Here is an 8,691-nt window from a genome sequence, read left to right on the forward strand (position 1 = left end):
CAAAGCCTATCGGCGGCCGTTCCCGCGATTGTCGGGCGGCGGTGGCCTGGTCTCGACCCTGCCGGACATGCTCGCACTCGTGCGCGCGCTGGTGCCCGGATCGGATGCGCTGCTCAAGCCCGATACGCTGCGACAGATGATGACGAACCAGCTGCCCGCGGGCCGGACCATCCGCTTTGCCAATCTCGGGCCGATCCCCGGCAAGGGCTTTGGCCTCGGCGGCGCCGTGACCTTCGCCCCGGCGCCGTTCGATCCGCCGAATTCCACCGGCGAATTCCAGTGGGGCGGCCTTGCCGGCACCCATTGGTGGATCTGCCCCGAGGCCAATACCGCGGGCGTCCTGATGGCCCAGCGTTATATGGGCTTCTGGAACCCGTTCTTCTTCGAGTTCAAGCGCCTGGCCTACCAGGCGGTCCAAAGCTGACCGCGAAAAGAGGCTGACCGGGAAAAAATTGCGCGCGCCTGCGAATCCTTTGTGGCCATCGCGCCCTCTTTGTCGTCGAGGCGATCCGCCTCGGCCCATCTCGGAGGATGCGATGGCATTTTACAGGAAGAACATCGGCGGCCTGCACCAGGCGGTGCGGATCGCTTCAAGCGTTGCGATGGCGGTCGTGGCGCTCGTCTATCTTGCCGGCCCCGCCGCGTGGCTGGTGGCCCTCGGCGGCGCCGGCTTCGCGCTGACCGGGCTCGTCGGCTATTGTCCGATGTGCGCCGTGGCGGGGATCGGACGAGGAGGGATGTCATGAGGGCAGCCGCGATCTCGCCAGGCCTGTTCGAGGCGGCGCGGCTCGGCGATATCGGGGCGATCGCGTCGCTGCTCGAGACGACGCAGCCGGACATCCGCCGCTACGCGCGCGCGACCTGCCGCAGCTCGGCGGATGCCGAGGATGCAACGCAGGAGGCGATGTGGATCCTGTTCCGCCATGTCGGAACGATCCGTTCGCTGCTGGCCTTGTCCGGCTGGCTGTTCAGCGTGGTCCGCCGCGAATGCCTGCGCCTTGCGCGCAAGGCGGGGCTATTGCCGGCGGTCGACGAGGGCGAAGCGGAGGCCGTGCTGCTCGCGCGGCCCGAGGCCGATCTGCGGCTCGACGTGGCCGCGGCCTTCGAGGCGCTGCCGCCGCACTATCGCGATGTCGCGCTGATGCGCGACGTCAGGGAAATGACGATCGACGAAATCGCCGCCGCGCTCGGTGCGACCAGGCAGACCGTGAAGGCACGCCTGCACCGCGCCCGCGCGCTGATGCGCGAATATCTGACGAGGTGAGACATGACCGGTTATCAAAATCCTGACGATCTGAAATCGATCCCCGCCTTCGTGGCGCTGGCGCCGGTCGAGGCCAACGCATTCCTTGCATTCAACCACGCGGTCGAGCGCAAGGACGGATTGATCCCGCCGAGATACCGCGAGCTGATCTCGCTCGCGGTCGCGCTCACCACGCAATGCGCCTACTGCCTCGATGTGCATACGGCGCAGGCGGCGAGAGCCGGCGCGACGCGCGAGGAGGTCGCGGAAGCCGCGCTCATCGCGGCAGCCGTGCGCGCTGGCGGCACGCTCGGCCATGCGCTGCTGGCGCAGCGCCTGTTCGAGCAGAACCAAAACAAGGAAGAAACATAGATGATGCAGGCGGGAGGCATCACCTCCCGCCCACTGTTTGCGTCAGTCCTTCCAAGGATCGAATTCGCCTTCGCCGGCCATGGCGACGGCGAACGGCCGCAGCGTGTGCAACACGCGCACGGTGCCGGCGTGCTGCGCCAGCACATCCGGCAGGCGGCGATAGGCCATCGGGCTCTCGTCGAGGTCGGCACCGATCAAGGTGACGCCGCGCTCGTTGAGCCAGCGGTCCATCTCCGCGCGCGAGAAGCGCCGCTTCGCCTCCTTGCGTCCGAACAGGCGGCCGGCGCCATGCACGGTCGAGTACAGCGAAGCCTTGGCTTCCGGACCGTCGACGCCTTCGAGAATGACGGCGTCGTCGCCCATCGAGCCGCCGACGAATCCCTTCTGGCCGGGAAACGCCGGCGTCGCGCCCTTGCGCACCACCCACAGATCACGCCCGTCGTGGGTCTCACGCCAGGCATAGTTGTGATGGTTGTGCACGCTCTCGGTCACGCTGCCGCCGATGATCTGGCGGACGCGTTCGACGACCCATTCGCGGCCCGCATAGGCGTAACGCCCGGCGAGCTGCATCGCCGCGATATAGCGGCGGCCGATCTCGGAGTCCTCGTCGACCACGGCGGGCGGGACGTTCATGCCGTCCTTGCCGCCGGCGGCCTTGAGGTAGCGCGTCGCGGAGGTGTGTCCGAGACCGCGGCTTCCGAAGTGGACGCCGATCCAGACAAAGCCTTCCTCGTCGCGCATGAGGTCGACATAGTGGTTGCCCGATCCGACCGTGCCGAGCTGGCTCACCGCCTTCTGACGGTAGGCCTCCATGTCGCTCTCGCGCCAGGCATCGCCGTCGTCGAACAGATCGTGCTCGGCCCGTTCCGCGTTGGCACGGCCGACGCCGAACGAGATCACCTTGGCGACGTCGCGGATGATCGTGGGCACGATCGCCGCGATGTCGTCGAAGCGCGTGTCGAGCCGGGCCGCCATGTTGCCGCAACCGATGTCGAAGCCGACGCCGGAGATGCTGATCTGCTTCTCATAGGCGATGACCCCGCCGACCGGCTGGGCGTATCCGAGATGGCCATCGGCGCAGATCACGCCGGAGACGACGTTGCCGATCGCCATGCAGTTGCGCATCTGCGCAATGGTCGCTTCCTCATGCGGGCCGAAGATCTTCAGCGGCGCGTTCTGGAAGCGGGTGTCCTGCGTTCGGAATTCGGCGATCGAGCTCGCGGTCGCATTGGCCTCGCGGGCAAGATGCTCCTTGCGGGCGGCGTCCCGGTAAGAGCACCAAGCGGGCTGGCCGCGTCCTTCGCCGACGCGCGAGTCGGGATCGACGCCGGCGGCGAGGCAGAGCTCGCGGGCGCGTTCCATATAGGGGTCGGGTCGTCGCATGGTCGTATGTCCTGCTTCACATCCTACGCGTACCATAATCGGCCTGCGTGGATCATTTCAGAGATTGCGGAGGCCCCGGGCGCGTCTCGCGTCCGGGGCCGTTGTCGTTGCGCATCAGTTCAGCGCCGTCTCCGACGCCGCGATCCACGCGACCACGGCCTCGGAGAAGCCGTTGACGCGGGTCCAGGCGCCGTGGCCGACACCGTGCTGATACGAGGCCACGTTCACCACGGTGCCGTGCGCCCTGGGCTCGGGCACCTGGTCGTGGCTCTGCTCGTCGGTGAAGACGATGAGGCGATCGCCCTTTCGGTCGATCTCCGTTACGGCCTTGCCGAGCCAGGTCCCGCTATGAGCCTGCGAGTTGATGATCGCATCTCGAAGCGCGAAGCCGCGGCGGGGAGGGACCTTCACCACCTTGTCGGAGAAGGTGAAGATCTCGACCTCGTCGCAGATCTCGCGTGCCAGGATGGCCAGGCCACACGCCGCCTCCGCGCGCGTCATTTCCGACTGCGCGGAGAGGGTTGCGAACATCGAGCCCGACACGTCGATCAGGAGCCGGGTCCGGCCGGGGAGCCGCACATGGTCCTTGACCGACTTGAGCATCGCGGCCTCGAGCTCGGGCTCGAAGTCCGGCGCATAGCGCGCCGCCGTGATGAAGCGGTAGGGAAGGATACGATCCGTCCGCATCGCCTCAATCGCGCCCGCGATGGTCTCGCGCGGCACCTCTGCGTTCTGCATCAGCCGCAGATTGCGCAGGAGCGCCAGGCCGCCGAGCTTGCGCTCGGCGATCAGCCGCTCGAAGGTCTCGCGCTTGCCCTTGCCGGCCGAGAGCGACACCTCCCAGGTGTCGGGGGAGGCGAGCTCGCCATCGACGAGTTGCTTCCACACCTTGGCCTGCTCGGCGTCCTTCGGCTTGGCGTGCACCAGGAACAGCACGTCCCTGATCCGCACCGCGCCGTCGCGGTCCCACTTGGCGAGCTGATAGGCGTCGAACTTGGTCAGCGCGCGGGCAAGACCCTTCTTGACCTGCGCCGAGACCGGCTGACGCTTGCGCTGCTGCATCGGCCCCAGCGCATCCGCCCAGTAGATCGCGAGCAGTTCCGTCATCTCGTCGGGACGCTGGATCACCTGGGCGAGCGTGTCGGCAACGAGGGCGCGGTGCTTCTCGCTCCGTGCCATCTCGCGGATAACGAGCAGCGGCGCGTGCCGCAGCTTCATCACCTCGCGCGCCTCGATCGCAAGCTGCGCGACCCGGGCGGGGGCGACCTTGGGCACCAGCGTCCTGACGCGGTCGGCGATGGAGACGCCGTCCTCGTAGAACTGGTCCTCCCACAGGAGGCAGTTCATCAGCGCCCGCTTCAGCTCCATCTCGGGCGTGAAGCGAATTGCGCGCTCGTTCTCACGCGTGAAGGCGCGAACGATCTTGTTGAGCCTGACCATGTTGGCCTCCTCTGGGTTGATGGGGGACGAGAAACGGGTGCCGGGGAACAAGCGAGGCTGATCGTGCTCTACCAACTGAGCTACGGACTGGCGTCCGGGAGGGCTCGAACCTCCGACAGCGAAGTAACAGCGCTCTTCACCACCGGCGGTGGCGACGACAAGGACACGATCCGGGAACAGGCGATTGCTGAGACCCGGCGAGCCGAAGCTCGCCGGAAAGCGCTCTGGCCACTGAGCTACCGGTGCATGGTACACCGGGCGGGATTCGAACCCGCGACCTCTCGCGTGATAGGCGAAGTAACAGCGATCTTCACCACGGACCGTGATGGGATTGGCGGGGAACGGGCGATGCTGTTGCTGCCCCGAAGGGGCGGTCGTTTCACAGACGAAGTAACAGACATCTTCACCACCGCCAGACCGATGCTTTCGCACCGGCGTTGGAAGGGTACGCTGGGGAACAGTCGATATCGGCTTTCAGTGACGACAACGCAGGATTGTCCCTGCGGACAAATCCTGCGCCGGGCCGCGTGCAAGCCTCTCCCGAGGTCGCATCCCGGTGCGTGTGTCAAAGGCGGGAGTCGAACCCGCTTGACCATGGAGAAGTATCCGGCATCTTCACCACCAGCGTCGGTTGAGCCGCGAGCGTCGCGGCAAACCGAGTTACGAAAAATCTATCGCGGCGCTGTCGACGCGCCGCATGTTGCGAACCATCCGGGTTCGCTCTGCCATCGGTGTCCGGCTCATCGCCTCGTTCCCTCCGGCAGGCCCCGCGCGCATGGGCACGCGCCTCTCCAGCGCGAGCCCCGAGATCCGGGTCTCTCGTTCCGGCGATTGCCGGGATGTTCGGCTGGGCCGCGCGGCGGGCAACAAAAAACCCTCCGGAGCGGCAGGCTCGGGAGGGTCCGTGAGAAGCGGACGGTCGATCTTGCGGTCAGGCAAGATCGCTCCCATGAGCCGGGCATGCGAGATCGAATAGCTTGGAGCTATTCGGCATACGGACAATTCTTTCGTAGCGGTGTGACATCGCTCGGTTCATGGTGTCTGACGCGAGCGGAAGTGCTCGCGAGGCCGCGGGAAGTACGCCTGCAACTTGCGGATGTCAAGCGACGCAAGTGCGAAAATTGAAAATGACGGATGCGTGACGTGCCCAACTATCTCGGCCTCGACGGATTTCGTTTCGGCTGGGTCGCCGCCTGGATCGATGACCGCGGCCAGCACGGATTCGACTATTCGCCGGGCCTCACACGCTTGCTTGCGATGCCGCATGCACGCGCGATGATCGACATGCCGATCGGATTGGAGAAGAGCGGCTATCGCGCCTGTGATTTGCGCGCCCGCGAGCTGGTCGGGCCGGCCGTGTTTCTCGGTGCGCGCCGTGACCTCTGGACGTTCGCCGACATGACAGCCGCCAATCGCTACTACTGGAAGCACGAAGGCAAGGGCAGGGGCGTGTCGGCGCAGCTCTGGAATATCAGGGACAAGATCAGGGAGGTCGACGCGATCATGACACCGGCACGGCAGGCGACGATCGGCGAAGCGCATCCGGAATTGATCTTCTGGAATCTGGCCGGGCGAGTCCGGCTTGCGAAGAAGACGTCGGCGCAAGGTCGCGAGCAGCGGATCGCACTGCTGGCGCAACGCGGTTTCACGCGACTGCCGAAATGGCTGACGCAGCGTCACGGCACCGGCATCGCACGCGACGATCTCATCGACGCCTGTGCCTGTGCGGTCGCAGCGCGCGACAGCACGCAGCGCGTCGGCGATGGCGAGACCGATCCGCGCGGATTACGGATGGAGATCAATTATTGAACCTTGCGTCATACGGCTCTTCGCCTAGATTAGTTTCGCCTCAACAGCAGATCGAAGGTCCTCATGTCCGATCTCTCCGCCTTTGCCATCACCAAGCGCTGGCCCGCCGCGCATCCGGAGCAGCTCCAGCTCTACTCCCTGCCGACGCCGAACGGCGTCAAGGTTTCGATCATGCTGGAGGAGATCGGGCTGCCCTACGAAGTTCATCTCGTCGATTTCGGCAAGGACGACCAGAAGACGCCTGAGTTCCTCTCGCTCAATCCGAACGGCAAGATCCCGGCGATCCTCGATCCCAACGGGCCCGGCGGCAAGCCGCTGCCGCTGTTCGAGTCAGGTGCGATCCTGCAATATCTCGCGGAGAAGACCGGCAAGCTTTTGCCGCAGGATGCCGCGCGCCGCTACCAGACCATCCAGTGGGTGCATTTCCAGATGGGCGGCGTCGGGCCGATGTTCGGCCAAGTCGGCTTCTTCCACAAATTCGCCGGCAAGGATTTTGAGGACAAGCGCCCGCGCGACCGTTACGTCAGCGAAGCCAAGCGCCTGCTCGGCGTGATGGATACGCATCTTGCGGGCCGGCAATGGTTCATGGATGACGATTACACCATTGCCGACATCTCGATGCTTGGCTGGGTGCGCAATCTCATCGGCTTCTACGGCGCCGGCGATCTCGTCGAGTTTACCCAGTTCAAATCGGTCGGCGCCTGGCTCGAACGCGGGCTGGCGCGTCCGGCGGTGCAGCGCGGGCTGAACATTCCGAAGCGGCCGTAGGATCAGGTCAGCGCCTTATGGGTCATGTAGACCGCCATCAGCGAGACGAGGGCGATCATGGCCCGGCGCAGCACCGCTTTGCTGACACCGTTGGCCATGCGGGCGCCGAGATCGGTGCCGATCCAGAGGCCGGCGACGATGCCGATGATGGCGGGCCAGCCGACCATCAGGCCTTTGCTCCAGTAGATCCAGGCCGCCGGGATGTTGGTCGGGATCACCGAGAAAATGAGGCTGACGAGCTGCGCCTGATGCTGCGGCACGCGCAGGCCCGCCGCGAGGCCGACCGTGATCGCGAGGCCACCGCCGATCCCCATGAAGCCGGAAGAAAATCCGGCAAGCATGCCGATGAGGAGCAGGGGCAGCCCGGGCAGGTCGTCTCGGTCGCCGCCCTCGGTGCTTCCGTCCTTGCGGTCACGTCGCAGGATCAGGAGCGCGATCAACGCGACGAGATAGACGACATAGGTCCATTGCAGGACCGCGTCGGAGACGGCCGCCGCGGCATAGCCGCCACCCACGCCGCCGACGAGAAATCCGATGCTGATCCAGACGATCCATTGCAGAGGGCTGCGATTGCCGCTCTGCCAGTAGCGGCGCACGCCGGCGAGACCGGTCGGCGGAACCTGGGTGATGAGAGACGTCCCCTGCGCGACGTGCTGTTCGGCACCGAGCAGCAGCACGGTGAAGATCACGAGCCCGCCACCCGGGCTCGTGCCCATGAAGCCCGATGTCAACCCGCCGACGAGACCGACGCCGGCGCCAGCGAGGAGGTCGTGGATCCCGGTCATCGCCTACGTCCTGGTTCGCCGCTTGACGTCAGTCCTGGTCGTGCGAAATCCCTTGATCACGCCCGCCACGGCCGTCATGCACGCCGCGACGTCAAAATCCTCGCCCCAGCATTTTTGCAGCACGAAGCCCTGGAAGATCGCGATCAGCACGCGCGCGATCGCGTCGGCGCCGAGGTCGCGCTTGATGAGGCCGTCATGCTGGCCGCGCTCGACCAGCGCCACGATCAGCGCGCGCGGCATGTCGATGCCCTCGACGACGCTGGTACGGACGCGGCGGTTGCGCAGCGCCTCGGCCCAGCCATGGATGCCGACGCGACGGCGCGCTTCGCCGGCGGGATCGGTGAGCCATTGCGCGTAGACGCGCACCAGCGCGTGCAGTCCCTCAATCGGGTCGCCCGAGCCTTGCGCGACCGAATTGAGCACGGCTTCGCGGCGATGCCGGTCGTCGGCCAGCGCCTCGATCAGATCGTCCTTGCCCTGGAAGTAGAGATAGACCGCGCCGTGGCTCAGCCCCGATCGCTTGACGATGTCGGCCATGCCGGTCTGGTGAAAGCCGTCCTCGGCGAAGCAGGCAAGGGCCGCTTCGAGAATCTGCTGCCGCCGGCCTTCGCGCTGCTTGTCGCTGATCTTGGGCATCCGCGCGGTCCATAAATAACTGACAGATCGATCGTTTTAGGCATTCGGCTCGGAACAGGAGAAATAGCGGGTCGAAAATAAAAAACGATCAGTCAGTCATTTTTAAACGCCAAAGGAATTTTCGTCAAGTGGAGAGGGCCGGAAGGCCGGGAAACAGGGGGATTGCGACGGTCCGCGGGCGGCCAGCGCTGACGACGGCCCGTCGTTTAAGCGCGCCGTTAGAACAGCCGTCCGCCGTTCGGCACCGGCTTTTTC

10 protein-coding genes are annotated in these 8,691 nt (G+C 65.8%); 6 read left to right on the plus strand and 4 right to left on the minus strand.

Annotated elements, in window-relative coordinates; all coding sequences use genetic code 11:
* The 4 genes from PMI42_RS03560 to PMI42_RS03575 all read left to right on the plus strand — a co-directional run.
* Window positions 1-424: serine hydrolase (locus PMI42_RS03560; RefSeq protein WP_008130673.1), on the plus strand; the 424-nt coding region annotated here is incomplete at its 5' end.
* Window positions 425-536: 112 nt separating this feature from the next.
* On the plus strand, window positions 537-746 hold the full coding sequence (locus PMI42_RS03565; RefSeq protein WP_008130681.1) for a YgaP family membrane protein: 210 nt from the start codon (window positions 537-539) through the stop codon (window positions 744-746).
* On the plus strand, window positions 743-1,264 hold the full coding sequence (locus PMI42_RS03570) for an RNA polymerase sigma factor (protein ID WP_008130683.1): 522 nt from the start codon (window positions 743-745) through the stop codon (window positions 1,262-1,264). The genes PMI42_RS03565 and PMI42_RS03570 overlap by 4 nt, the downstream gene beginning before the upstream one ends.
* Window positions 1,265-1,267: 3 nt before the next feature.
* Complete coding sequence (locus PMI42_RS03575; RefSeq protein WP_008130685.1) at window positions 1,268-1,615, plus strand: carboxymuconolactone decarboxylase family protein; 348 nt, start codon at window positions 1,268-1,270, stop codon at window positions 1,613-1,615.
* Between the two features lie 42 nt (window positions 1,616-1,657).
* Here the strand turns inward: PMI42_RS03575 and PMI42_RS03580 are convergent, their stop codons facing one another.
* Both PMI42_RS03580 and PMI42_RS03585 read right to left on the minus strand, forming a co-directional pair.
* Window positions 1,658-2,998, minus strand: a complete 1,341-nt coding sequence (locus tag PMI42_RS03580) for an RtcB family protein (RefSeq protein WP_008130687.1) — start codon at window positions 2,996-2,998, stop codon at window positions 1,658-1,660.
* A 114-nt stretch (window positions 2,999-3,112) separates the two neighbouring features.
* Complete coding sequence (locus tag PMI42_RS03585; RefSeq protein WP_008130689.1) at window positions 3,113-4,438, minus strand: TROVE domain-containing protein; 1,326 nt, start codon at window positions 4,436-4,438, stop codon at window positions 3,113-3,115.
* Between the two features lie 1,143 nt (window positions 4,439-5,581).
* Here PMI42_RS03585 and PMI42_RS03595 point away from each other — a divergent pair.
* Both PMI42_RS03595 and PMI42_RS03600 read left to right on the plus strand, forming a co-directional pair.
* Complete coding sequence (locus tag PMI42_RS03595; RefSeq protein WP_035964413.1) at window positions 5,582-6,247, plus strand: DUF429 domain-containing protein; 666 nt, start codon at window positions 5,582-5,584, stop codon at window positions 6,245-6,247.
* Between the two features lie 63 nt (window positions 6,248-6,310).
* Window positions 6,311-7,015, plus strand: coding sequence for a glutathione S-transferase family protein (locus PMI42_RS03600; protein ID WP_008130691.1), 705 nt, complete (start codon window positions 6,311-6,313; stop codon window positions 7,013-7,015).
* Between the two features lie 2 nt (window positions 7,016-7,017).
* On the opposite strand, the gene PMI42_RS03605 is transcribed toward PMI42_RS03600, so the two are convergent.
* On the minus strand, window positions 7,018-7,800 hold the full coding sequence (locus PMI42_RS03605; protein ID WP_008130692.1) for a sulfite exporter TauE/SafE family protein: 783 nt from the start codon (window positions 7,798-7,800) through the stop codon (window positions 7,018-7,020).
* 3 nt (window positions 7,801-7,803) lie between these two features.
* The gene (locus tag PMI42_RS03610; RefSeq protein WP_008130693.1) at window positions 7,804-8,436 is read right to left on the minus strand and encodes a TetR/AcrR family transcriptional regulator; all 633 of its coding nucleotides are present in this window, start codon (window positions 8,434-8,436) and stop codon (window positions 7,804-7,806) included.
* Window positions 8,437-8,691: the final 255 nt, after the last annotated feature.

This window comes from Bradyrhizobium sp. YR681, assembly GCF_000282615.1.
Classification (GTDB): Bacteria; Pseudomonadota; Alphaproteobacteria; order Rhizobiales; family Xanthobacteraceae; genus Bradyrhizobium.